This is a genomic window from Ignavibacteriales bacterium, from assembly GCA_015709675.1.
In the GTDB taxonomy this organism is placed as follows: Bacteria; Bacteroidota; Ignavibacteria; order Ignavibacteriales; family Ignavibacteriaceae; genus H2-BAC3.
On record CP054182.1, the window covers coordinates 31,651 to 57,042 of the forward strand.

At 45.6% G+C, this 25,392-nt stretch carries 17 protein-coding genes; 7 read left to right on the forward strand and 10 right to left on the reverse strand.

What is annotated here, in order from left to right; all coding sequences use genetic code 11:
* Window positions 1-47: 47 nt before the first annotated feature.
* Window positions 48-1,505 carry a glycosidase gene (locus tag HRU80_00130; GenBank protein ID QOJ27350.1) on the reverse strand — a complete coding sequence of 486 codons (1,458 nt, stop codon included), beginning with the start codon at window positions 1,503-1,505 and terminating at the stop codon, window positions 48-50.
* An 11-nt stretch (window positions 1,506-1,516) separates the two neighbouring features.
* The gene (locus HRU80_00135; protein QOJ27351.1) at window positions 1,517-3,193 is read right to left on the reverse strand and encodes a glucose-6-phosphate isomerase; all 1,677 of its coding nucleotides are present in this window, start codon (window positions 3,191-3,193) and stop codon (window positions 1,517-1,519) included.
* Between the two features lie 143 nt (window positions 3,194-3,336).
* On the opposite strand from HRU80_00135, the gene HRU80_00140 reads away from it, so the two are divergent.
* Complete coding sequence (locus tag HRU80_00140; protein ID QOJ27352.1) at window positions 3,337-3,498, forward strand: hypothetical protein; 162 nt, start codon at window positions 3,337-3,339, stop codon at window positions 3,496-3,498.
* Window positions 3,499-3,663: 165 nt separating this feature from the next.
* On the opposite strand, the gene HRU80_00145 is transcribed toward HRU80_00140, so the two are convergent.
* Together HRU80_00145 and HRU80_00150 are read right to left on the reverse strand one after the other, a co-directional pair.
* A complete protein-coding gene (locus HRU80_00145; protein ID QOJ27353.1) occupies window positions 3,664-4,074 on the reverse strand; it encodes a hypothetical protein in 411 nt (136 codons plus the stop codon).
* Window positions 4,075-4,086: 12 nt separating this feature from the next.
* Window positions 4,087-6,579: a T9SS type A sorting domain-containing protein gene (locus HRU80_00150; GenBank protein ID QOJ27354.1), complete on the reverse strand. Its 2,493-nt coding sequence runs from the start codon at window positions 6,577-6,579 to the stop codon at window positions 4,087-4,089.
* Window positions 6,580-6,918: 339 nt separating this feature from the next.
* On the opposite strand from HRU80_00150, the gene HRU80_00155 reads away from it, so the two are divergent.
* Window positions 6,919-7,176 carry a hypothetical protein gene (locus tag HRU80_00155; protein ID QOJ27355.1) on the forward strand — a complete coding sequence of 86 codons (258 nt, stop codon included), beginning with the start codon at window positions 6,919-6,921 and terminating at the stop codon, window positions 7,174-7,176.
* On the opposite strand, the gene HRU80_00160 is transcribed toward HRU80_00155, so the two are convergent.
* Window positions 7,167-7,331, reverse strand: a complete 165-nt coding sequence (locus HRU80_00160) for a hypothetical protein (protein ID QOJ27356.1) — start codon at window positions 7,329-7,331, stop codon at window positions 7,167-7,169. The two genes, HRU80_00155 and HRU80_00160, sit on opposite strands and share 10 nt — an antisense overlap.
* A gap of 681 nt (window positions 7,332-8,012) precedes the next feature.
* Here HRU80_00160 and HRU80_00165 point away from each other — a divergent pair.
* The 3 genes from HRU80_00165 (at window position 8,013) to HRU80_00175 (ending at window position 15,958) form a co-directional block, all read left to right on the forward strand.
* Window positions 8,013-8,798, forward strand: a complete 786-nt coding sequence (locus HRU80_00165) for an SDR family NAD(P)-dependent oxidoreductase (GenBank protein ID QOJ27357.1) — start codon at window positions 8,013-8,015, stop codon at window positions 8,796-8,798.
* The gene (locus HRU80_00170; protein ID QOJ27358.1) at window positions 8,773-13,410 is read left to right on the forward strand and encodes a lamin tail domain-containing protein; all 4,638 of its coding nucleotides are present in this window, start codon (window positions 8,773-8,775) and stop codon (window positions 13,408-13,410) included. Before HRU80_00165 ends, HRU80_00170 begins: the two co-directional genes overlap by 26 nt.
* A 139-nt stretch (window positions 13,411-13,549) precedes the next feature.
* Window positions 13,550-15,958 (forward strand): TonB-dependent receptor, encoded by a 2,409-nt coding sequence (locus HRU80_00175; GenBank protein ID QOJ27359.1) that lies wholly within the window; start codon window positions 13,550-13,552, stop codon window positions 15,956-15,958.
* A 30-nt stretch (window positions 15,959-15,988) separates the two neighbouring features.
* Here the strand turns inward: HRU80_00175 and HRU80_00180 are convergent, their stop codons facing one another.
* From HRU80_00180 to HRU80_00200, 5 genes are read right to left on the reverse strand one after another with little or no spacing between them, the layout of a single operon-like run.
* Complete coding sequence (locus tag HRU80_00180) at window positions 15,989-17,176, reverse strand: SpoIIE family protein phosphatase (GenBank protein ID QOJ27360.1); 1,188 nt, start codon at window positions 17,174-17,176, stop codon at window positions 15,989-15,991.
* Entirely contained in the window at window positions 17,177-20,644 is a 3,468-nt protein-coding gene (locus tag HRU80_00185; protein QOJ27361.1) for a PAS domain S-box protein, read from the reverse strand. It abuts the gene before it with no gap.
* A 35-nt stretch (window positions 20,645-20,679) separates the two neighbouring features.
* A complete protein-coding gene (locus HRU80_00190; GenBank protein QOJ27362.1) occupies window positions 20,680-21,186 on the reverse strand; it encodes a thioredoxin family protein in 507 nt (168 codons plus the stop codon).
* Between the two features lie 9 nt (window positions 21,187-21,195).
* Window positions 21,196-22,074 (reverse strand): NAD(+)/NADH kinase, encoded by an 879-nt coding sequence (locus HRU80_00195; protein ID QOJ27363.1) that lies wholly within the window; start codon window positions 22,072-22,074, stop codon window positions 21,196-21,198.
* Window positions 22,071-22,853 carry a glycosyltransferase family 2 protein gene (locus HRU80_00200; protein ID QOJ27364.1) on the reverse strand — a complete coding sequence of 261 codons (783 nt, stop codon included), beginning with the start codon at window positions 22,851-22,853 and terminating at the stop codon, window positions 22,071-22,073. The genes HRU80_00195 and HRU80_00200 overlap by 4 nt, the downstream gene beginning before the upstream one ends.
* Window positions 22,854-23,101: 248 nt before the next feature.
* Here HRU80_00200 and HRU80_00205 point away from each other — a divergent pair, with 248 nt between their 5' ends.
* Window positions 23,102-24,376: an oligosaccharide flippase family protein gene (locus HRU80_00205; protein QOJ27365.1), complete on the forward strand. Its 1,275-nt coding sequence runs from the start codon at window positions 23,102-23,104 to the stop codon at window positions 24,374-24,376.
* A 5-nt stretch (window positions 24,377-24,381) separates the two neighbouring features.
* Window positions 24,382-25,392 (forward strand): glycosyltransferase, encoded by a 1,011-nt coding sequence (locus HRU80_00210; GenBank protein QOJ27366.1) that lies wholly within the window; start codon window positions 24,382-24,384, stop codon window positions 25,390-25,392.

Consider the following 25,392-nt stretch of genomic DNA (forward strand, 5'->3'; position numbering starts at 1 on the left):
TTGTTAATTGTACATTGTTAACTGTACATTGTACATTGTACATTTATTTAATACCGGAATATATGACTCTGCCAGGGACCAAGTTCAACAAACAACCCTGGCAGCAACAGTTCTTCACGGTAGCGGCGGTATGTTTTATTATTCAGCACATCAGTCAGGTCAAACTGTTCATCATAACTGCTCACGTCAAGCGGAAGACGGCACTGCGATGTTGAACCTGAGTAGTTGACCACCACCAGAGCACGCTCGCTGTCAAGACTCCACTGCCAGGCCATCATATTGCTGTTTGAATAATTATTGTCCCACACCCGCTTGCATTCAAGCATCTGCCACTCTCCCGCGCGGAAGAGTTCATTATGCACTATTCCAAGAAGCTGTTCGTAAAATGCTTCAACCTGCTCATTAACCTGCTCTTTTGGTTCACGGCCTAGCTGTACGGGCAGCTTAATTTTTTTTCCCTGAAACTGTCCGTGATGAAAAAAGCGCATTCCTCTAATCGTTGCGATAATAACCGCGGCTGCAAGAGATTTATCTTTGCCAAGAGCTGTTACGGCCCTCTCCTCATCATGATTCTCAATGAAGCGGAGTGATTTCATCTGATACGCCTCTTCGGCTTTCAGATGATCACGAACCTTGTCGGCCGTACTGTCTTTCAGCCTGTCAAGGAGCTTTTTATCGTAGGTATAATCAAACCCCATCTGCTGCAGCTCCCACTCAAGATCCCAGTAGGCCTCGGCAATAAAAAGAAAATCATTCCGTTTGTTTTTTACTGCTGATATCAGTTCGGTCCAGAGTTCAGCCGGCATGGCATCATTGTTCTCAAGAAGCATGCCCCAGGTATTATTAAAAACATTATTCAGCGCAAGCATTGCCATATCGCACCGCACGCCGTCACAGATTTCCGTAAGTTCAGTAAGTGTCTCTCTGTAATACTCGCGAAGACCCGGGTTTGTAAAGTTCACCTGAATGGTATCAGTCCACGCGGGGAAGAAGGGATCACGCCCGTGAGCGAAATATTTTCCTCCTCCGTTTTCAGGACGGTAAAAAGTATGCGGCTCACCATTATATATATCTTCACTCACCTCCAGAAAATATTCCGGATGCTTGGCAATCAGTTCGGAGTCAGCGCTGAAATGATTCGGCACAAAATCCAGGATAAGCCCCATTCCCAGGGAGCGGAGCAGATCGCGGAATGCTTTGAGATCCTGCATGGTTCCGATGATTTTGGAAGGGCGGTATGCATTAATGGCATAGGGAGAACCGATAACATCCTCCTTTGTCCAGTCCTTAAGCGCTTTGGTATAAGAGCGGATAAGCCCCTCCTGAAAACAATGCTTCGGCACAACCGACTCACAGGTTTCCCAGACCCCCATCAGCCATATATATCTGAATCCTTTATTCCGGATAGCCTCCCAGTAAGAAGCAGGTATATCAAGCAGCCATTCATGATTTCCCCCTCTGAGGAGCAGCCTGATATTGATCTCATAGATTAAAGGATTCTTCATTGCGGAGCCCTTCAGATTTTTGACAGCAGATATTCCAGTGCGTTATGGATGCCGTTGGTACAGTGAATGCGCATTACTTTCCGGTGCTTGTTTCTGAGCGCCTGCAGATCACCCTGCGCCTGTGCCGTTACCAGCACGCCGAAGGTATATCCCTGTCCGGGGACTTCAACATCATGGTCAATCGCACCGGTAATCTGAAGGAAGAGCCCGTTATTCTTTCCTCCTTTATGAAGCTGCCCGGTTGAGTGAAGGAAGCGCGGTCCGTAGCCGGATGTGGTTGTGCAGTGATATTTATCTTTAATCTTTGTGCGGATCTGCGCCAGGAGTTTATCCGTCTTTTCATCATAAGGAATAAACCCGAGCAGTGAAACAAACTTTCCTTCAAGCTGAGAAGTAAAGAAATCAGCAAGAGCTTTCTGCAGCACCGTCTTTTTTGTATCACAGTAAATCTCAATGCCTTCTTCAGTAAATGCCGGTTTTTCTTCCGGAAAAGATCCGCTTGCTTTATATGCCGCCAGACTTTCATTCGCAAGTGTTTTTGCAAGCTGCACATTCGGCTGGTCAAAGGGATTAATCTGCAACACGGCGCCCGCCACCGCGGTTGCCATTTCCCACCGGTAGAACTCCTGCGCAAGGGTATATATATCACCCAGCTCAATGGTGATGATGTTATGCTTTTTTTCAAGCAGTGATTTTTTTACCGCGTCCAGCTGCTCATTGTCATCATTTTCCAGACGGAGGAAAACAAATACCCGGTCTTTGCCGTAAGACTCATCTGAGGTGAAGGGCTCGTCAGCAACCGGAAGAATACCAACTCCCTCCTTACCGGTGCTCTCGGCAACAAGCTGCTCAATCCACTGCGGAAATGATGCCAGCGAGGGAGAAGCAAAAAAGGTGAGTTTATCGGCTCCCTGTTTGGCGGCCTCACCGATGACAATTCCGGGCATTACTCCGGGATTTTCATGCGGATTTTCTTCCTGGCATGCTTTTTCCATCTGTCCGGCAAATTTAAGGAACCGCTCAACATCCATCCCGGTAAGCCCGGCTGGTACCATGCCGAACTCCGTTAATGCTGAGTATCTTCCCCCTACTTCCGGAGGAGTGCTAAAAATTTTTCTGAATCCTTTTTCTTTTGCAAGCTGCTCTAACCCTGAGCCCGGGTCGGTAAGGGCAATAAACTGCAGACCCGGCAGCGGATTCTGATTTGAGACATTCTCAAAAAATGTGTGGTAAAATGACATGGTTTCAGCCGTTCCGCCTGACTTGCTGGCCACCACAAAGAGCACTTTCTCGAGCTCGTGTTTATCCAAAATTTCCTGAATCACCGCCGGGTGGGTACTGTCAACTATGGAAAGTGTGGGGTACTTTTTCTTTGAACCGAAGGTTTTGGCGAATACTTCCGGTGCCAGACTGCTGCCCCCCATTCCGAGGAGGAGCACATGTTCAAATTCCTGGGCCACTTCATCCGCAAAAAAACTGATATCCGCGGCTTTGCTTAAATTTTCTGACGGGAGATGAAGCCACCCGAGCCTGTTACTCAGTTCAACATCATCTTCTTTGCTGCTTTTCCAGACACTAAAATCTTTTCCCCAGATTCTTTTTACCACGCTGTTTTTCGAAAATTCATCTGCTGTCTTCTGAACTGCCTGCTGAATCGTATCGTTCAGGACATAGGAAATCTTATTCATTTCTTCCTCAAAGTAGAAAAACTGTTATTTACACAAAAGTAAACTATGGAAAAATGGCGTCATTTTCTAAAAAGATACTTTTTATCGCACACCGGTTTTTTTGTGATTTTTCAGAGATTTGTTGTACATTCTGACAGGGATGTATGAACCGCATTCCGGAACCCGGCAGCGGCACTTTCCTGTTTCTGCCCTGCCTCGAATCATCCTTTCGCGGAGATGATGCAATCACCAGACAGAATATATACAACCACGGCCTTCATGGGAGTGTGTGGTCTGATCGTGCCGCGGGGTATTCATGTGATTGAAATCTGCACATTTTCGTATTTTAATTTTTTCTGCGTTGATCTGCGCGATCTGCCGCGGCAGACTGGGGGAAACTTTTCGCGAGGTTTACCCTTTACTTCCCTTGAGACACCGCGAATGCAGAAGACTCATAAAATTAAATCATCCGGTTAGCAGTTGCGACCTCTCTACCAGGGATTACCGGAATCTATTGAGTTCAGATTATTAGCGGCAATATGCTCCTTTATTGGGGCTGCAATATATTGGTAAAAATATTTCCAGGCGTGTTGTGTTGCATACCAGGTACCCCACTCATGGTTAAGCTCATCGCGGATTATATTCCCTCCTTCTGCAATTATTACCGGGTGAGTATTATTATAAATGGTTATGACTGTGTCAGGCAAATAAAGAGGAACGACGTTTGATGCGGGAATGTTTCGGGCGTTGATGTAATAATCCTTAACTGAATCTGAGAGTGCAGAGTACATATTATATACAACCAAAACATTCTCCGGGCCTGGAACACTCGCATAAGTCTGTGCCTTTGTTAAATAATAGCAGCTATGTATAAGCATAAGCGAAATAAGAAGTTTTTTCATCGTAGCCTCTATCTATTTTATTATTGTTAGTTTTTTTATCGAAGTAAAGCTGCTGTTGGTAATAATCTTATAAAAATATATACCCGAACTAAGACCTTCTGAATTTAATTGAATCGAATAATATCCCGATTCCAATTCTTCGTTTAGTATCTCATTTATTTCTGTTCCTGTTATATCATACAATATTAACTTTACGAGTGTTTTCTCTTGTAATGTAAAATTGATGTTTGTCATGGAATTAAATGGGTTAGGAAAATTTTGTTTGAGATCAAATCTGAATTTGCCATTGTACTCTGTTTCAATCTCATCGCTATATTGATATTGACCATTAAAATCAAACTGTTTAAGGCGATATTTATATTTACCAACCTGAGATAATTCATCCATGAAACGGTAATGATTTTCTGATAGAGAAGTTCCTGCTCCTCCAATAAAGCCCAAATCAATCCAATTCTTATCTGCTTTCCTCCTTCTCTGGACAAGAAACCCTCTGTTGTTTGACTCACTTGCAGTTACCCAACTCAGCAAAACAAAATTCTCTTTGATCCTTCCTGTAAAATCAGTCAGCTCAACAGGCAATGCCTCATCATAATACCTCAAGACCAGTCCCAATTCACCAACCGCATAACCTATGCCTGGACTTTGCAAACTAAGTTTACTTATTTTTATCCCAGTTAATTCATTAAAAGTCAACCAACTTAAACCGCCATTTATAGAACGGTACGATTTGTATCCAGTGATGAAAATTATGTTATCGCTGTAGGTGCTAAATTTTGCTGCAACACTAAACCCCGTAATATCAGGGATAAGGTTGAAACTAGTACCTCCATTTGTTGTTTTATAAAGTTTGTTGCTTTCTAAAATAAACCCCGATAAATAACTTTTAATAAAAATATCTAAACTTGCCCAAATATCTAAATTAGTTTGCTGTATCCAATTATTTCCGCCATCAATGGTCTTGTAAGGTCTTCCTCCAAGATTTGCAGTCCAGCCATATAAAGAATCCGCAAAATGAATTCCCGAAAATCTTATACTTGACAAAGCGGAAAACTGAGCAAACCAATTTTCTCCGCCATTTGTAGTTTTAAAAATAATATTGTTACGAGTAGCCCAGCCGGTCTCATGGTTTATAAAAAATATTACACTTGCTCCATTTGAACCATTTGTTATATACCAATTCTCCCCGCCATCAGTCGTTTTCCATATAGCTCCCGGATTTCCAATGAACCCAGTAAGACTGTCAACAAAAAGCACACAACTACCACCCGGTCCATTTGACTCCCAGCTTACTCCCCCATTAGTTGTTCTATACAAAATTTTTCCTAAAACAAACCCCTTATACTCATTTATAAAAAACACATCAGCGAAGTCTTCGTTCAGAATAAGCTTCCTCCAGCTTTCTAAGTTTCCTTCGGCTTTATATATTTTAAGTGAGTTCCCCGCACTATAACCAATCTTGTGACTGACTATTGATAATTCATATTCACCGATAGCGTTTGTTACATGAGCCCAGCTCTGCCCCCGGTTTGTTGTTTTATAAAAGCCAACTTCGTCCATCACCAGATAACCGGTATCCCGGTCTGTATATTTAATATCATTTACCGCTTCAAAGGTTAACGGAGCCCCGTCTGCCCAGGTGTTTCCTCCATCGCTGCTGTATATGTTTTTGCCTCGGAAATTTGTACCCCCGTATCCGGCTGCTGCAATATGCTGGCTGTCTATTACATCTATGCTGTATAAAGGGCGGTTGTCTCCGGCTTGCAGTACTTCCCAATTGTTTCCCCCGTCTGTGGTTCGTAAGACTTTTCCGTCCGCGGCTACAAATCCATACTGTTCGTTAAGGAAATCAATCCACCATAAATTTCCGGTATATCCGGGGGTGCTTACTCTCTGCCAGTTTTCTCCGCCGTCGGTGGTTTTAAGAAGCGCGGTTGCCCCGCAGGCCCATCCCACGGTGTCGTTAATCAGTTCTAAGCCCCAGAGGTCAAACATGGTTCCCAGCCGGCTCAGGATATGAACAAATGTCTCACCCCCATCAGTTGAGCGGAGAATAAGCCCGTCATAGCCGGTGGCTATAACTATCTGTCCGTTATAACTTCTTACTTTAAGCAGCGGTTTTGTGGTATTTGTCTGGATTACTTTCCAGCTAAGCCCGCCGTCTGTGGTTTTAATCAGTGCTCCTAAATCTCCCACAGCCCAGCCGGTATCTTTGTTAAAAAAGTGAATTCCAAAATAGGTTACTCTCGGCACTTTTGGGTTCAGCTCTGTCCAGACACCGGTTCCGCTCAAGGGGAACTGGCTGCTCTTTACTTTCTCAAGGTCCTCGCCGCGGTATTTTTCTTCATAGCTCTGGTAATTTTTATTGAGCTCAATGGTGCGCCTGTATTGGGTGGGTTTTTCTTTTGCAGAGTCAGGGTTGGCATTATAATTCTGTTGCGGGAGTAAACCCGTGGTTAGGAAACCTGTCAGCAGCAGCAGCCGGAAGAGGTTAGGTGGTGTTTTCATGACTTGTACCCATTTGCCGGATTTTTTGCTTAGAATAATAAGCATTAATTGTAAAGTAATCAAATGACCTCAGTTGCCCCGGTTTCTGCCTGAGTGTTGGTTTTGTTGTTTTCGGTAAATAACTGATAATTACATAGCGGGTTTTTCTCTGCCAGTAACACCGTCAAATCTCCCCTCCCCGCGTGTTGCCCCGGTCACAAAACCCCCTTCCATTCACCCCTGGAATCGGCCAAATAACAAAAAATTCTGCGGTAAGTCACTAAATCACACGGCAGAAATTGCTTTTTTCGCAAATTGAGATGAAAATAACACGCTACTATTCAGAAGAAGGAAATGGCAATGATCAGAAAATATCTCGTGACCCCGCTGGTGAGCGGCCTTGTTGGTTTTTCGGTGCTCTTTACCATGACGGTTTTGTATAAACTGTCGGGCAGTTTTTTCGGCATTGGAGAATCCTCCGCCATCGGAGCTGAGGATGCTCTTAACGCCCTGCATGGTTTCTGGATTGCCGGACTGGGCGGGCTTATTTACTCTGTTTTTGGCGACTATAAAGACAATTCAAACGACCAGATAAATCTGAGCGAATCTCAGTTCTGATACCCCCGCTTCCACATTCTGTCCGGAATCTCATGTGCATTTTCCGGCCGGATAAGAAAAGCGGGGCGACTGTATAACAGGGGATCTTCATTCTTATCATTTTCATCTTTACCCTCTTTCTGCTGACCTCTGCCAAGTAGCGTGACACTTTCCATTCAGAACCTCATTCGATTGGTCGTTATGTACGAGTAAAAACGATTTCCCGTCAGGTGCTCAAGTAGTATAAACTATAAAAAGTAAAAAGAATATTTCGGAAGCCCCCTCTTTTTCCGGACCAATTGTTATTGTAGAAATAGTATTATGATTAACAAACGCACCTATTACACAAAACAATAATATGTTGGAAAGAGAGGGGGTTTGGGGGTGAGTCCGAAGACCGCGTTCAAGTTAGCCACTCAACCGGCTTTGCAATTCATAAGGGGTTTATTGATGATAGTTTTGTGCCCTGTGTATATATGTGGGTGCCCGCAGGGTCGCGCAGACACAACTCACCCCCAACCCCCTCTCTCCCGATAAGTGGAAGTAATCCCGGATGTTATAGATAGTTCACTTTGAAATTTTATCCAATTGTAAAAGTACGTTCGGGAAAGAGGGGGCTTTAAGAAAAGACTAATTGTTTATTGATAAAGATCGTTCGGGAAAGCGGGTGTCTTCCGAATTTTGAGTTTTTCAAAATTTATAATGAAATTAGTATGGCGAAATACAAGAAAATCTGTTTTTAATCCCCTATCCAAAGGTTTTTGAGATTTGTCAAATTTTGGCAGACGTCATGAAATCATTTTCATCTTTACCCTCTTTCTGCGTAATTTAGGATATGAACAACGGGTAATTCCTGAATGCGCTATTTTCAAAATAAAACAATTCTCATAACCGGAGCATCATCCGGCATCGGGGCTGAAATGGCCCGCCAGCTTTCACGGCTTAACTGCCGCCTGTTTCTTACTGCCCGCAGAACGGAACTTCTTGAACAGCTCGCATCAGAACTCAAAAACAGCAAAGCTGAAATCACAGTTTTCCGCATGGATGTTTCAGAAAAATCTTCTGCATCAGAAGCAATGAATACTATTCTCAGGATTTCGGGAGGGATAGATATCGCGATTCTGAATGCAGGCGCAAGCGTGCGCAATACCCTTGATAGTTTTGATATATCAGCGGCTGAAAATATCGTGAAAACCAATCTGCTCGGCGTGATGTACGGAATGCATCAGCTTATTCCGGCAATGATGAAGAAGGGAGGCGGAGTAATTGCAGCGGTCTCAAGTCTTGCCGATGCACGCGGGCTGCCAAAAAGCAGCGTATATATAGCAAGCAAAGCGGGACTGACCGCATTCCTCGAAGCAGCACGAATTGAACTGATGCCCCATAATATCAGGGTGCTGATCGTTAAGCCGGGCTTTGTAACCTCTCCGATGACAGACAAAAACGAGTTTAACATGCCCTTCATCATGCCGGCTGAAAAAGGAGCACGGCTTATACTTGAAGGAATTACAAAAGAAAAGCGGATTATTCAGTTCCCACTCCCCTTAATCATTGCCACCAGAATGTTAAAATTTCTTCCTGGCTTTTTATTTGAATTTATTGCAAAACGGGCGGTTGATGTTGCGGGGCTTAAGAAAAAATAATTTCATTCTTCTGTTCTTCTTTCTGTGTGTTCCCCTGCAATTAAATGCACAGCAGGATACCTCCCTCACCTTTTCTGAAATTATGTTTTATGGTGCATCGGGGAACAATGAATTCATTGAGCTTTTTAATCTCAGTTATACCCAGACCATTGATCTCTCCGGCTACAAAATAAAATACGCAGCTTCAAACAGTGATGTCATCATCTCTCTGCTGCGCGGCTCTCTTCTCAGACCCCGGAGTTATGCAGTCATCTTTGAAGGAGATTATGACACCCTCAGCGGTATATACAGCCATCTGGTTCCTGATTCAGTTCTCATCATGCGCATAAGCGATAACTCCTTCGGCACTTCCGGCATGGCAAACACTTCCGACCGTACCCTGCTGCTGCTCAGTCCCGGGGATGATACCCTTGATATATATACCTACACCGCGAACAATTCACAGGCGCGCTCTGATGAGAAAATTTCCCTGATAAAAAGCAATCAGCCGGAGAACTGGGAGAACTCCTCCGTGGCTAACGGCACTCCGGGCTTCAGGAACAGCATCATGCCCTACAATGTTGATCTGCACGCGGTTTGGATTACCTGCACTCCGGCGCAGCTGCCTTCCGGCTCAGAGGGGGAACTTCGGTTCTCCGCGGTGAATAAGGGTTTGAATGTGGCGTCTGATTTTTCGCTCGCCATATATCTCGATGCGAATAATGATTCACTCCCGCAGCCCTCAGAGCTGATTATTTCTGAGCAGTTTAGCAATCTCATCCGCGGTGATTCTGTGCAGCTGTATCACACATTTCTTTTTTCTGATGCGGTGCCCTACCGTTTCATTGCAGCAGCAGAAATTACCGGTGATGAGTTTCCACAGAATAACAGAACCTGGCTCACCGTTACTCCGGTCACTCCTCAGTATAGCTTTAACGAGCTGATTATTAATGAAATTATGTATGCCCCTTCTTCACCCGAAAAAGAATGGATTGAGATATATAACCGTTCGGGCAGAACCATTAACCTGAAGAAATGGAGGATTGCAGACAGAACTGCCGAAACTTCGCTTATCAATACTGATTTTCTTCTGCAACCTCAGCAGTTTGCGGTTATTTCAGATGACTCAACCCTGCTTTCTCTTTATCCGCAGTCAATTTCGCTGCTCACCGGCAATCTCCCTTCGCTCAACAATGACGGCGACCGGCTGCTTTTGAAGGACTCACTCGGCATCATCATTGACTCAGTCACCTATTTCACTCAGTGGGGAGGAGGAGGAGGCAGATCACTTGAGCGGGTCTGGTATGATTCCGCTTCTTCATTGCCGGCTAACTGGAAGTCATCCGAAGGTATATACAAAGGTACGCCCGGGCTCGCAAACAGCGCAATCCCAAAATCATTTGATCTGGCCCTTGCCGGTTTTAATGCAGTTACTGAGTATTCAATAATAGGTGAAGCCGCTCCATTCACCGTGAAAATTTCCAACAGGGGTTTGTTGAACTCACAAAGCAGCATTCTTGAGATATATCACGATATTTCGCAAGACTCAATACCCGGCAGCAGTGAGCTGATTCTTTCACTGCCGGTTTCACCATTGCTTCCCGGTGATTCAACGCTTATCACTTTTACCGTTTCTCTCATATCCCCCGGTCTGCAAAGATTTATCGCTGTGGTAAACTATCCGGATGATGAAAACACCCTTAACAACCGCGGTTTTGCTTCTCAAAAATTTGCAGCTCCTTACACAAACCGGGGAGATATAATCATCAACGAGATTATGTATGCTCCTCAGCAGGACGAACCGGAATGGATTGAGATATATAACAAAAGCGCTGCACCCCTCCTCCTCAGCGGATTTATGATTGCCGATGGGCAGGATACCTCACGGCTGCACTCCGCTGCTGTTCTTATGCCTGATTCTTTTATGGTAATAACACGGGACAGCTCCATTACATCATTCTATAACCACACGTATCCTTTTATTTCCGCAGGTTTTCCGGCGCTCAACAACACTGGTGACAGAATTATGCTGCTTGATTCACTTGCAAAAATTCTGGACTCTCTTGATTACTCCCCCGCCTGGGGCGGTTCTGACGGTCTTTCTCTTGAACGAATTTCTTATGAAGGAAGTTCAGCTGATTCAGCTAACTGGAAAACTGCCGCGGTAAGGAGAAGAGCAACACCCGGTCTTATGAACTCTGTATCACAGAAAGACTTTGACCTGAAACTTGATTCAGTACAGATAACACCTCTCTTTCCGGTAAAGGGAGATACTCTCAGCGTTACTGCATTTCTCACCAATACGGGGAGAAACAACATGAGCTACGATCTGCTGATTTATGAAGACACTGATAATGATTCTCTCCCCGATTTACTCCTTGGTTCACTTTCCGGCGGAGCATTGTCACCGCAGCAGCAGGGTTCAATAACCGCCGCCGGGGTGATTGCCGGCATCACCGGCAAACGGAATTTATATATAACAGTCAGTGCTTCGTCAGATCAGGATACTTCCGATAATTATGAATTCCTCAGCATTCGCGGCGGCGTACCCCCCGGTGATCTGGTAATCAACGAAATTATGTATCAGCCGGCGGATGGTGAACCTGAATGGGTTGAGTTATATAATACTTCCGCTGATACAATATTTATTGACGGCTGGAAACTCCGCGATGTTTACACAACTCCGGCACAGGCAGTTATAAAAAGCGGAGTATCTATTCCCCCGGGAGAATATCTTGTGCTGGCAAAAGACTCATCTCTGTATGAGTATCACCCGGTAATTCCGTCCATGGTCACAGTGCTTAATCTTCCCACATTGAATAATGACCGGGATGGTCTTTCTCTTCATGATGAGAGGGGTGTAATCATTGATTCAGTTTTTTATACCGGAGCGTCTGACGGTAAGTCACTTGAGAGAGTCAGCAGTAAAGCCGGTTCACTTTCTGCGGCTAACTGGGCTCTTTCAATCGACCGGAACAGCAGTTCCCCCGGCAGAATTAACAGCGTCACACCCCGGCAAAACGACATCGCTGTTACGTCTGTTGAACTCATCACAAAATATCCGGTCTCCGGCGATTCCCTTTCCTTTGCGGTAACGCTTGCCAGTCTTGGTACGGTTCCCCCTGGCCCGGTGATGATATATATCAGTGCGGCAGACAGCACGCAGGATTACCGCGACTCAATCCTTACATCATTTCCTCCGGGTGAAGATAGCATCACCATCCAGATATGGAATGCCGCAATGCTTGGGATAAGCAGGATGACATTCACCGCTTCACTTGCAGCAGTGGACGATGATATCTGGAATAATCGGCTTTCAACAGTCGTATTCGCTGGTTTCAGGGAAAAAGCTATAGTGATCACTGAGATTATGATTCATCCTTTTGACCCCCTGCAGGAGTGGGTTGAGATATATAACAACAGCGATTCAGTCATCAGTCTTGACGGCTGGAAAATCAGTGATTACTCCCCGACGATGACCATACGCACTATCTCCGGTAATTATTTTCTGACTCCGGGTGAATATGGAGTTATCTGCGCTGATTCATCTTTATCAGCACTCCCATGGGTTACTGGCAATAATTATATCGTTCTCCCCCTTCCCGCTCTGGGAAACAGCGGAGACGGTGTTTTTCTTTTTGACAGGACCGGCTCTGTAATAGACAGTGTTATATATACTTCCACCTGGGATCTGGAAAAGTGGTACACCCTTGAAAGAAAAGACATCAGCGGATATTCCGGCAACAGAGAAAACTGGTACGCCTCCGAAATCTATGACGGAACTCCGGGTAGTATAAACAGCGCAACCCAAAATTTCCCCTCGGCTGAAACAAAACTTATTATCAATGAAATTATGGCCTCTCCCTCAGGCGGGATGCCGGAGTATATAGAGTTCTATAATCCTGGTGACTCCCTCATCCGCCTCAATTATATTTCTGTTAATGGCAAGCGGATAAGAAGAGGGTGGGAGCTTGAGCCGGGCGGTTATTTTGTTGCAGCAACTGACAGTTCTGTCTTTAAACACTATTCATATCTTCTCTGGCCGATGCGGGCGTCTGTAATACCTTCCCTTTCGCTCCGTAATGATGCAGATACTCTCGTTGTATCTATTATGAACGGGCCAACGCTGGATTCCGTTGTATATACCAAAGAATGGCACAATAAAAATTACCGCAACACCTCAGGTCTCTCGCTTGAGAAAATCAATCCGTTGCTTCAGTCAAACGCCCAATCAAGCTGGAGCACTTCCGTTTCTGCTGCGGGGGGCTCTCCCGGATTAGAGAATAGTATCTTCACTGGCATTACCAATAGACAAAACACTCTTAACATTGCCCCAAATCCTTTCTCTCCGGATGAAGACGGATTTGAAGATTTCACCATCGTCAGTTATTCACTTCCGTATGAGTCAGCCCGTATTACTGTATATATTTATGACAAAAACGGAAGAAAAGTCCGAACGCTTAAAGAACATGAACCTCTCAGCGGGAGCGGGGAGTTTGTCTTTGACGGAAGAGATGACTCCGGAAGACCGCTCCGGATTGGCATCTACATCCTTTATCTTGAGGCCGCTGATCACTCTGCCGGTAACACATTTATTCATAAATCAGCTTTTGTTATCGCCCGTAAACTTTAAACCTGCCCTGAATGCCAAACTCCGTCTGATCAGGGGCTGAAAAAGCATACCGGATTTTGACGCAAAAATTTTGACCCGATTAAACTAATTTTACGTTCCATTTGTTTAATACATATTCCCAAATTAAACCGATTTGCAAATGCTCAGGAAATTACTGTTTATTGTTATTTATTCATACTCTCTGTTTGCCGCAGATGCTCCGACCGCCAGAATAACCGGCAGGATTATGGAAAAATCCACCGGCAAACCCCTCGAATACGCCAATATCCTGCTTTTAAATCATACCGATTCAAGCATGATTGCCGGCACGGTTTCAGGACTGGATGGAGTGTTTCTGTTTCCAAAAGTCCTGCCTGGCAAATATCTGCTTGATGTCCGCTTTATCGGGTATGACGATGTGTTTCTTGAGGTGACCGCTTCTCAACCGGAGGAAATTGTTAATCTTGGTGATATTTTTCTTTCTCCCTCATCGCTTAAACTGGAAGATGTGGTGGTTCAGGGTGACCGCTCCCCCATCACTTATATGACAGACAAAAAAGTGATTGATGTTTCACAGATGCAGACCTCTCTCTCCGGAACAGCAGCCGAAGTGCTCGAAAATATTCCTTCTGTAACCGTGGATATTGAGGGAAATGTGAGCTTGCGCGGAAGCCAGTCATTCACGGTGCTCATCAACGGAAAAGTTTCCCCGATGGATGCACAGGATATACTTCAGCAGATTCCCGCCAGCTCGATTGACAGAATTGAAATCATTACCAACCCCTCATCACGTTTTGAAGCTCAGGGTACGGCAGGAGTAATTAACATCATCCTGAAAGAATCAACACAGCTTGGCATGAGCGGATTTATCAATGCAAATACCGGACTTAATGACAAATACGGCGGTGATATGCTTTTTGATTACAGCATGCCTGATTTTTCAACCGCTGTTTCAATAGACTATAACAGAAGATTCTCCCCCGGAGACTCCCGCCAGACTAACCGCTACTATGGCGCCGGCTCGTTTTCAGAATTTTTATACGACGGCACTTCTAAATGGGGAAGAACTTCTTACGGTCTGCGCGGTTCTCTTTTGTGGAAGGCCACTCCAGCAGACGAGTTTTCATTCGGGTTTTACACTGGCCACCGCGAAGGGGAAAACTCCTCTCTTTCAACAATTCGTTCAAGAGTTCAGACTGCCGTCTCAGACAGCAGTGATATATACAGCGAAAACGGCTTCCGTTCGCGGGGCGGTGATGTTACCCGCTTTAATCTTAACTATTCAAGAAACTTTGGACGTGAGGGGCATGAGCTGATTTTTTCATTGTCGTACGATACGCATAATTCTGATGAGTCCACTGTCTCCTCTCTCTTCAGAAGCGGTTCGCAGTTTGGCGGAAGGATTTCAACCGAGGCAGGTCCTTCAGAGGGATATGAGTTTAAAGCCGACTATGTTTTTCCATACGGTCAGGAAAACGCATTGGAAGCAGGATATCTTTTTTCCAATGAAGTATCGGATGAAGAAACCGGACTTTTAGAATATTCACAGACAGCGGGCAGTTTTCAGAAATTGTCTCTTTATGACAGGTTTACCGTGTTAACCGAAACAGACCAGGGTATATATACACAGGTTCGCCATTATATAGGCAATCTGGGTCTTCAGGCAGGGGTCCGGGCAGAATATACCTACCGTAATGTTGATGAACGGCTGAAAAAACTTTCCACAGAGGTTGAAGACTGGGATATCTTCCCGACCTTTTTCAGCAGTTATAAGTTTGCTGAGGGACACCAGATAACAGCATCATTCACGCGCCGGGTTGAAAGACCGGGCGGCTGGCAGTTAGAACCGTTTGAAACCTTCACCGATGCAAATAACGTGAGAATCGGCAACCCTGAGCTGCTCAATGAATATATCAACTCCTATGAAGCCGGGTTCCAGACCTTTACCGGTGACATTTCAATTTCGGGAGAGGTTTTTCACCGTCAGACACTCAATAAAATTGAAAACCTTAACTCGCTATATTCACCCGGCATAACGCTGCAAAAGCCATTTAATATCGGTGAAGATTATTCAACCGGAACTGAGCTCATGATACTTGCCGACCCGATTGCCATGTGGAACATTAATATCATGGGAACGCTGTATGATTACCGCATAAAAGGAGAGGCGGAAGGAGCAGCTTTTGAAAGAACTTCAACGAACTGGAATCTGCGCGCGGCTAACACGATCAAATTCACACCGGTTTTTCAGATGCAGGTGAACGCCGGATATACCGGTCCGTCAGTAAGCTCACAAGGCAGTACTACCGGATTTTTCAGCGCTGACCTGGCGGCAAAATATGAGTTCCTGGATAAACGTCTTTCACTCACATTACAGATGAGAGATATTTTCGGAACTGCCAAAAGAGAAACCACACGGCAGAGTTCAACGGTTTACCGGTATGAGTATAATGTGAGGGAGTCCCCAATGGTAATGCTGAATATCCGCTACAATATTAACCGCTCAGACAAAAAAGAGAAGGGCGGACGTGACGGCAATGGCGGAGGAGACGGTCAGGATGATTTCTGACACGTTATGAATCCGCTGCTGATATTTCAGTCAGGTCTTTTTAAGTATGACGGCTGATATATCATCAGCCAGTTTCTGTTCTGAAGAAAGCATGGAAATGCGGCTGCTTAATGCACCGGTAAACTTTTCGGCAGTGGATATATCAAGCCGGGAGGCAACCTCCTCAAATCCAACCGGAAGGCCGCTATTGTCGGTAAACACCAGATCGGTAAGTCCGTCAGAGTAGAGCAGCAAGGAGTCACCGCTCTTCATATCAATCATTTTGTTCTGATACGTGCTGTCACCGAACATCCCTGCCGGGAATCCGTTAAGGGGGAGCGGCTCTATTGAACCGTCATTCCGTATATACAGCACCGGCGGATGACCGGCCGAGCTGATTGTTATGGTATCTTCTCTGAGATTAAGAATCCCCAGGACGATGGTGAAATACTGAAGGCTTTCATTATCAGCTGAAAATAAGCGGTTTAGATTTTCCAGAATGGAGGAGGGTGTATTCAGGCTGTAAACTCCGGTAGCAGGATCCTTTCTCAGAAATAAATCTCTTCCTTCAATCTGATTCAGCGAAAGTGTTTTCTTCACTGAAAACGAAAGCATTGCCGCTGATGCACCGTGCCCCGATACATCAAACAGATAAAAAGCCGCGTAATCATCATCAATTCTGAAAAAATCAAACAGGTCGCCTGCCACATACGTTGATGGTATAAACATACCGGAAAAATCATAGCCGTTCAGTCTGAGCAGCGGGGGCGGAAGTAGAGATTTTTGAAGATCAGCAGCCATGGTCAGTTCCCGTTCCATCTGCCGGTTTGATTCCTCCAGCATCGCATTTTTAGAGGCAAGAGAGGTTTCAAGTTCAACAATTCTTTCTCCTGCCCTGATTCTTGCCCGCAGTTCGTTAAAATCAATCGGCTTTGTTATAAAGTCATCCGCTCCCTCATCAAGCCCGCGGACAAGTTCATTACGGTCATCACTGGAAGTGAGCAGAATGAAATAGATATACCGCTCATTCAGCTCGGTCCGTATCTTTCTGCAGAGTTCAATCCCGTCCAGCTCAGGCATCCGCCAGTCACTCAGTACCATTGAAATTTCCTGGTCTCTCACAATCCTGAATGCATCAGCTCCGTTGTCAGCCGTAACAACATCATGTCCCCAGCGGACAAGTGTAGCTTTCAGGAGAAGAAGGGTTTCCTGGAGGTCATCTGCTATCAGTATCTTCATTTAATCAGATTCAAGCTGTTTGTTAATGAATAATCTGAGCTGTTTCATTTCCTCGGTCAGTTCAGAAATTTTTTGTTTTACTTCCGCGTCTATATATCCTCCCTTAAGCCCCTCCGAAATCTCGCCGCACAGTCTGATGGATGAGTCAACACTGAAATATCCGAATACCGGCTTTATTTTATGTATCAGTTCCTTAAGTGCCCGTATATCGTTTCCTCTTTTCAGATCCTGAAGCTGACCGGCTGACTGCATCAGATTGCCCGAGGCAATCCGCATCAGTTCATACGCAAGGAACTCATCATTATTGGTAATCTTTTTCAGATAATCAAGATTATATGATCTTTCCGGAGATGTATCCGCCGGAGGAGGCTGTGCAGCCGGAGCAGAGCCCGGTGTAATTCCTTTTCCGGTCAGTTTTTGCACTACCCGCAGAAGTTCTTCGGGCTGAAATGGCTTCCCCACGAATCCGTCAAAAAGATTGCTTTCAGGATCACTTTCATATTCAGGAGCGGTATATGCCGTAAGAGCTATAATCGGGACAGATGTTCCCCTCTCCTGAATCTTTTTCCTGATCATCCGGGTTCCCTCATATCCGTCAACACCGGGCATTGATATATCCATAAACACGATATCAAAGCTTCCCCGTTCAAATTCGCGGCTGGCTTCTGCGCCGTCAGAAGTAACAGTAAATTCAGCACCCCACATTTTCAGGTAGGAAGAGATTACCATCTGGTTCACCGGATTATCCTCAGCAACCAGAACTTTAATGCCTGAAAGTGAAGCAGTCCCCTTCTGCAGTGAAGCTGTTGATTCTGATTTAATGCTTCCTTCATGTCTGGCAAAAGGAATGGTTACAGAAAACTCAGAACCCTTACCCGGAGCGCTCACAACCGCGACACTGCCTTCCATAAGCTCGGTGAGTCTCTTTACAATTGCAAGCCCGAGTCCGGTGCCTGCCGTGTGCGATTTGTTTACTCCCTTCACCTGCTCAAAACTTTCAAATATACGGTCAAGCATATCCGCGGGAATTCCGACCCCCGTATCGGTAACAGTAAACCGTACGGTAATTTTGCCGCTGTTCTCTGATATATACGCAACAGCAAGCCTGACGGAGCCTTTTTTGGTGAACTTTATCGCGTTTGACAGCAGGTTCAGGAGAATCTGATTCAGCCTGACAGCATCGCCGATAAGCAGATCAGGCAGGCCGCTTTCAATTGAGAAAGAAAGATCAATCCCTTTCTCACGGGCAAAATACTCAGAAGTTTTTATACACTGCTCTGTAACGGCAGCCAGCGAAAACTCCCGTTCATCTAGGATAATCTTGCCCGCTTCAAGCTTAGAAAAGTCGAGTATATCATTAATGATAACCAGCAGATTATCCGTAGCGCCTCTGATAACCTGCAGAATTCTGCGCTGCTCCTCATTCGGGTTTGTCCGGATAAGAAGATTGGTGAGCCCCACCACGGCATTCATCGGAGTCCGCAATTCATGGCTCATATGGGCTAGAAAGTTTTCTTTTGTGCGGATGGATTCTTCAGCGGCAGTTTTTGCCTCCGTGAGCGCTTTGACCGTTTCCCTGTATATTGAAATATCAGAGAAGGATACCGTATAAAACTCTTCTTCCCCTGCAGTTGCTTTGGTAATCTGTACCGCGAGCGGGATTACAGAGCCGTCCCCCCTTCTGCCAAATGCTTCAAACCGCTCCGGAGATTCCAGCGGAAAACGGTGCGATTTCTCGCCGGAAGGCGATTCGGTATATATCAGTTCATCTATGAATCTGCCGGTAATATTGTCAATGCGGTGCAGGAAGATTTTTTCCGCGACATTATTGGCAATTTGTATCAATCTGTCTGAAGAGATGGTCAGTATTCCGTCCCCCACGGTTTGAAGCACTGATTCAAGCCGTTTTCTTGACTGAAGAATTTCAGCCTCAGCGCGCCGGAGTTCGGTGATATCCAGTCCGTAGCCGATCAGATATTCGATGCTTCCGTCTTCATATTTGATCGGACTGATGGTCCTTTGCAAAATACGAGGCCCGTCAGGAGAATCGAGCACTTCGGTAAACGTTGTCTCTTCACCGCTCATCAGAACACGCCGGAGAGAATCCATGCGCTTCCGGGCTATCTCCGGATCGCGTCCCCTCATTTGTATATACTGCATGTCCGTCTTGCCGATAATATTCCTGCGGATTTCCTCATCACGGATGCTGGCCGGGTTCACATAGATGTAGCGGAGTCCCCGGTCAAATACCGCGATCTGTCCGGGCAGATCATTAAGAATCTTTTCGAAAAACTTTCTGGTACGGTCAAGCTCCGCCTGTATATATACACGCTCGGTTATATCACGGGCTACTGCCTGAATTTCCATTACTTTTGTTCCGCTGTAAACAAGCTGCACACGCTGCCCTATCCAGATTTCCTTTCCGGATTTGTTCAGTGCCGGAAACTCCAGATAAGTGGAAAACATTCTCTTTTTTACCTGCTTAAGGTAAAACTCCCTGACATAGGTGCGGTAATCGGCTCTGATAAAATTATAAAAGGGGAAATTTGTCAGCTCATCAGTACTGAATCCGCTTGCTTTCACAAACGCAGGATTAAAGAAGGACATGCGCCCCTTCATATTCACGCGGTATATAAGATCGCCTGCGTCTTCAACAATCTGGCGATATTTCTGCTCGCTGGCAAAAATCTGTTCTTCCGCCCGCTTTCTTGCCGTTATATCCCGGTAATGCCAGAGATGCCCGCGGTAATTCCCGAGGATGAATATAGGGATATAATCCCTCTCCAGTATCCGGCCGTCCCTGAGCGCAAGTATCTCCCCTTTATCAGGCTTTTGTTTATGCAGCCGGTGTTCAATTCCCTCAATGAATCCCTTTTCATCAGCAAATAATGTTTTAGAGGCTTCCGCCGCCTCGCGGCAGTCTGCCCCGACCATATCTTCAGGAGCAGCTGGTATATTAAACAAATTGCAAAACTCAGCGTTGGTCAGCACCAAACGCCTGTTTTCATCTTCAACCAGAATACCCCCCTGCAGACTCTGTATCATTGCGCCCAGGGTTTCCTGCGCCTGATAAATACGCTGCGTGCGTTCGTACCATTCGCTCACCTCAATACATCTGAGAAGTATAAGCTGCTTACCGTTATCAGCACCGGGATAAGAACTGAAGAGCCCCTCAAAAAAACGGCTCCGGTTATGTACGCTTTTTAAAAGGTATTTTGTGACAGAACCCTGCTCGGCTTTCATAAGCTGTATCAGAAATTCTTCATTATCCGGATCGGGAGCAAACACCTCTGTCAGGCTTTTCCCCGGAACGGATGCGGTATGAAGGGCAAGTTCAAGAAAACTGCTGTTAGCCTCTTCAATAACTGCCCTTCCTTTTTCAATATATATCAGTGCCGCTGGCACACCTGCCAGCAGAGGGGAATCCAGCATGGTTTTCACTGCCTGCGGTTCTTCTGTCTTCTTCAATTGCAGTTCATCTGTTTTGGTTGTCCGGATTGCGGTTACTTTTTCAGAATCGCAGCAAGATCTTCTTCAAGAGAAAGTGCGGGTGATTCAATAATCCTTCCGATTTCATTTCCGTTCCGGTAAACGATAAAGGTGGGTACAAACTGTATATCAAGCGCAGCCACTTCATCCCCTTCGGCAACCTTCGAACGGTTAACCGCAATAATCGTTATGTTCTTGCGGGGGAACCCGATTAAGTCCATCAGTTTGGCAAAATGAGGGAATTCTCTTCTGCTGTCACCGCACCAGGTACCCAGAACCACAGTTATGGTAATTTCTTCCGGATCCGGATTCAGGTCATCAATAGCTGACTCATTAATTTCATAGTCGCGGTATCCTGATTCATACCACCATCCGAAGTTGGTATCGGTAAAAGCCTCATAATTGCACAGTCCGATAAGCATCGGCTTTTCAGTACGCTCATCCACAATAAGTTTATTCATGTCCTGACCCTGCAGCATCATTGCTCCGTATAAAACCATCATCACAAAAATTGTTTTCATTGTTCCTCATTATAATTTTATCTGACTGTTTCTTACATCAAGCCCCCAGAAAAGCTTATTCCTTAGCACCTCAAAATAGGAGGATGAATGCGTCCTCAGAATCTTCAGTGACTTGCGGCACCGTGAAATACAAATTTTCGCGGGAGATATATAATCAACCACTCTCTGCCCGTCAGCATTAAACTGAATAGTCTTATGCTGCGAGAATGCAGTTATCTTCACCGTCTGATACGGACTGAGTACCAGCGGACGTGCCGTGAGACTGTGAGGAGAAATAGGCGAAATGGTTATCACTTCCGCTTTCTGTGTAACAATAGGCCCGCCTACTGAAAGGGAGTATCCTGTTGAACCCGTCGGTGTCGCGAACACCACTCCGTCAGCCGGAAAGGTGGTTACATATTCATCATCAACCACAAGCCGTATATCTATCATTTTGGGCCAGTAGCCCTTATCAATAACAAAATCATTAAAGGCAACATGAAGTTCTCCGGGTGCCTGATTGCAGGAGGATTCCAGAACCATCCGCTCTTCAATACGGTATTCACCCCGCTGAAGTTCCGAGAGAAAGTCCGTCAGTTTATTAACGTCAACATCAGCAAGAAAGCCCAGTTTGCCAAAATTAATTCCTACAAGCGGCTTATCATGCGTATGCCCAATCAATGCCGCTGAAAGCATAGTGCCGTCACCGCCGATGGAAACCAGAAGATCGCTCGTAGTTCCGAGCGTCTTCTCATCACAGAATATATACTCCGTGTCTGCATTCATTTTTCCGCGGAGCTGTTCATGCACCGAGACCTTAAATCCCGCAGCCGTGATCATATCGGCTATATTGGCAACGATACTGCCGATATTTTCCCTGGTAATATTAGCTACGATTCCTAATTTCACTCGTCCGCTCCTTTCAGGTTCCTGCTGAGCTCCCAGTGCTTCGCATATTTGGTAAAAACGTAATTGGCAGAAAAGACCGCAAGCAGAAATCCTTCCCTTCCGTCAAGAAACCCCCTGCGGAATATATACATCTTCAGAAACAGAAAAACAGGCCTGAGCAGCAGGTCGCTTATGCCGGTTTTCCTCCCCGCTTTTTTCAGATCGGCGGCCGCGAGCGACGTATAGGTGTTAAACTTGGTATAATAATGCTCTATTGAAGGATCAGTGTAATGATTCAGGTCTGCCTCAAGCCGGCCCGGCTCTCCTTCGTAGATCAGATGCTCATGCACTCCGTTTGTGCTGAATCGGGCTTTCTGCCGGTTAAACAGCCGTTCAACATAGCCGGGATACCAGCCGCAATGCCTGATCCATTTCCCCAGAAAGTAGGCTCTACGGGGGAGTTCATAGACTGCACAGTGGTGTTCCCGCTCCTTAAATTCCGTTATCTCATCAATCAGTTCCGGGGTAAATTCCTCATCGGCATCAATCCAGAAAATCCAGTCATTTGTTGCCAGGGAAAGACCCTCCTGCTTGGTAACCCCGTAACCTTTCCATTCCACAGTCCGGCAGACCACCTTCTCAAATCCGGAGGCAATTTCTGCCGTCCGGTCGGTTGTGGCCGAATCAACCAGTACAATAATTTCATCAATGCAGAATAATTGGCTTTTAATACACCGCCCGATGTTTTTTTCTTCATTCTTTGCTATAATAAGCGATGAGATTTTTAATTTATCTGCCAAATTACCGGTTCCGTGATGAAATTCAGGTTCAAATTTACTAAAAATATATGAATAAGACCGGAATGATACATTATCCAGAAATTTTATTATTTGGCCGTGATTTCTGATAATCTGCCTTGCCGAAAATCTTCCTTTCCGCTAAGGTTAAAGCCTTCTTTCCGGGGTAACCACCGGAATTGTTACGGCAACCGGAATCCTGTAATCCGGACCCCTTTCCGGCCTGCTCCTTACCTTCACGGAGGACCCGGATGATAGCTCTCTTCCGGGAGAAATTCAGCGCAAACCGGCAGGAGATCATTTTCTTTTTTGGGGGACAGGCAGCCGGCGTTATACTGAGTTTTGTTCTGATTAAACTTATTGCATCCGCCGGCGCGGTGGTCTATGGCGAGTATATACTAATAACCACCCTTGCCGCTCTGGCGGGCCAGCTTTACTACGGACCGCTTCAGCAGGGCTTCATCCGCTCCTATTACGAAACCGACTCCGGCAGATCCGGTTCGGTTTACCACCGGCTGATATCACTCTTCCTCATTACCGGTGCTATTGTTTTCGGAGTCATCGCCATACTGGCAATAGGCATCGTCATTCCCGCCGGGCTGGATCTTTATGTCCCGATGATTCTTCTTGCCCTCTGGTTTTCCGTCAGTTCAAAGTTCTCGGAGTTTTTCAGCGGCATCCTCAATGCAGCCCGCCTCAGGGTCTTTAATGCTGTGATGCAGACTTCTGAAAAACTGCTTTCGGTAATCTTAGTTTACGCTCTGATCGCCTATAAAGAAATTTCAACCGGAACGGTTATCATTGTTCTATCTCTCCCTTTGCTTATTGCCGGCTACATAAAGTCCAGGCGGACCGGATGGCGGTTCTCTCTTAAAACAGACAGGGCATTACTCAAAGAAAAGCTTACAAAGGAGCTGCTTACTTATTCCCTCCCCTTCGTAATCTGGGGCGCTGCTATGTGGCTGCAGCTGAACGGCGAAAAGTGGATTATCAATGCTTTTCTTACCCCGGAGGATGTCGGATACTACGGGCTGATGTTTGCGCTGACAAACGCTTTTATCGCGATTCCGTCAAACATAATCAACGATCTTTTTCTCCCGCTGATATTTAAGAACTTTTCCGCAGAGGGGGGAGATAGAAAACGGGGCGAGTTTTACATCACGATGAGTGTGGTTTCCGTCCTGCTGCTTTCAGCCGCGGCATTTCTTGTCTTTTCATTTGCGGGTGATTGGCTTATAACCTTTCTGAGCACCGCAGAATATACCCGATATGCTTCGCTGCTTCCCTGGCTGGCCGCGGGATCAGGACTTTTTTATGCCGGTCAGGCGCTCTGCAATAAAGGACTGGCCTATAACCGCCCCCATTTATACCTCTACCCGAAGGTTATTTCAGGCATTGTCTCTGTTATATTGTATTACTATTTTATTCAGATTTATGGGATGACAGGCATCATCGCGGCATCAGTTTTTACCGGACTTCTTTATTTCCTCCTGGTACTCATCGCTAACAGAAAGCTGGCAGCATGAAAATCATGACAGTACTCATGCAGCATGATTACGGAGTTGTAAGCCGCGGCGCTTCATTTGAATATACCAATATACATTTGCCCGCTGTTGAAATCTTTGGCGGCGACAACGTTCTCCATTTTGATTTCTACGCTATCTTCAGGCAGGAAGGAAGGGAAATCATGAATGCACGGCTTATTGAAGATGCCAGAATGTTCTCCCCCGATATCGTGCTCTTCTGCCTTTTTGAAAATGAAATCATGGAAAGCACCATTACGGAACTGAATACGTTCACCAAAACAGCCGTTTATTTCTTTGATGACCCGTGGCGGCAGAGCTATGTGAGACATTGGATACAATACTTCCGTTATTTCAGCACCCCCGATTATTATATGTTCAGGCAGTATCAGTCCGAAGGACTCCGGCAGGCAGTGTACTCCCCCTTCGGATATAATCAGGATATATATAAAAAGAAAAACCTGCCGCTGAAATATGAAGTTTCTTTTGTGGGGGGATTCAGTTCCTACCGGCAGTGGGTAGTCTCACTGCTCCGGAAAGCAGGGCTTGATGTCCGTGTTTTCGGGAGAGGGTGGGACGGAGACCGCAACTGGATTACCACTGAACAGATGGTTGATATATTTAATCAGTCGGCAGTAAATCTGAATCTGAGCAATGGTGTTTCCTACAATGTATTTCATGTGCTTTCCTCTTTCAGGTCTCCTAAAGCGCTAAAGACCATCCTGATGAACAGAAAAATAAAGGAACAGGTAAAAGGAAGACATTACGAAATCTGCGGCTGCGGAGGTTTTCAGCTCAGCTATTTTGTGCCGGGGCTGAATCTTGCTTACGAGATAGACAAAGAAATTGCCGTCTTCGAAGACCCTCAGCTTCTTGCAGCTCAGATAAAATTTTTTCTGAAACATGACACACTGCGCAGTGAAATCGCCGAAGCAGGGTACCGGCGCTCACTCCGTGACCACAGCGCCAGACAATACCTGAAAAATCTTTTTGATACCGTTGCTGAGGGTGCATTATGA

Excerpts from the sequence above, each read along its gene's own strand:
- HRU80_00130 (QOJ27350.1), bottom strand. The coding sequence starts at position 1,505 with ATGAAGAATCCTTTAATCTATGAGATCAATATCAGGCTGCTCCTCAGA.
- HRU80_00135 (QOJ27351.1), bottom strand. The coding sequence starts at position 3,193 with ATGAATAAGATTTCCTATGTCCTGAACGATACGATTCAGCAGGCAGTT.
- HRU80_00140 (QOJ27352.1), top strand. The coding sequence starts at position 3,337 with ATGAACCGCATTCCGGAACCCGGCAGCGGCACTTTCCTGTTTCTGCCC.
- HRU80_00145 (QOJ27353.1), bottom strand. The coding sequence starts at position 4,074 with ATGAAAAAACTTCTTATTTCGCTTATGCTTATACATAGCTGCTATTAT.
- HRU80_00150 (QOJ27354.1), bottom strand. The coding sequence starts at position 6,579 with ATGAAAACACCACCTAACCTCTTCCGGCTGCTGCTGCTGACAGGTTTC.
- HRU80_00155 (QOJ27355.1), top strand. The coding sequence starts at position 6,919 with ATGATCAGAAAATATCTCGTGACCCCGCTGGTGAGCGGCCTTGTTGGT.
- HRU80_00160 (QOJ27356.1), bottom strand. The coding sequence starts at position 7,331 with ATGGAAAGTGTCACGCTACTTGGCAGAGGTCAGCAGAAAGAGGGTAAA.
- HRU80_00165 (QOJ27357.1), top strand. The coding sequence starts at position 8,013 with ATGCGCTATTTTCAAAATAAAACAATTCTCATAACCGGAGCATCATCC.
- HRU80_00170 (QOJ27358.1), top strand. The coding sequence starts at position 8,773 with ATGTTGCGGGGCTTAAGAAAAAATAATTTCATTCTTCTGTTCTTCTTT.
- HRU80_00175 (QOJ27359.1), top strand. The coding sequence starts at position 13,550 with ATGCTCAGGAAATTACTGTTTATTGTTATTTATTCATACTCTCTGTTT.
- HRU80_00180 (QOJ27360.1), bottom strand. The coding sequence starts at position 17,176 with ATGAAGATACTGATAGCAGATGACCTCCAGGAAACCCTTCTTCTCCTG.
- HRU80_00190 (QOJ27362.1), bottom strand. The coding sequence starts at position 21,186 with ATGAAAACAATTTTTGTGATGATGGTTTTATACGGAGCAATGATGCTG.
- HRU80_00205 (QOJ27365.1), top strand. The coding sequence starts at position 23,102 with ATGATAGCTCTCTTCCGGGAGAAATTCAGCGCAAACCGGCAGGAGATC.
- HRU80_00210 (QOJ27366.1), top strand. The coding sequence starts at position 24,382 with ATGACAGTACTCATGCAGCATGATTACGGAGTTGTAAGCCGCGGCGCT.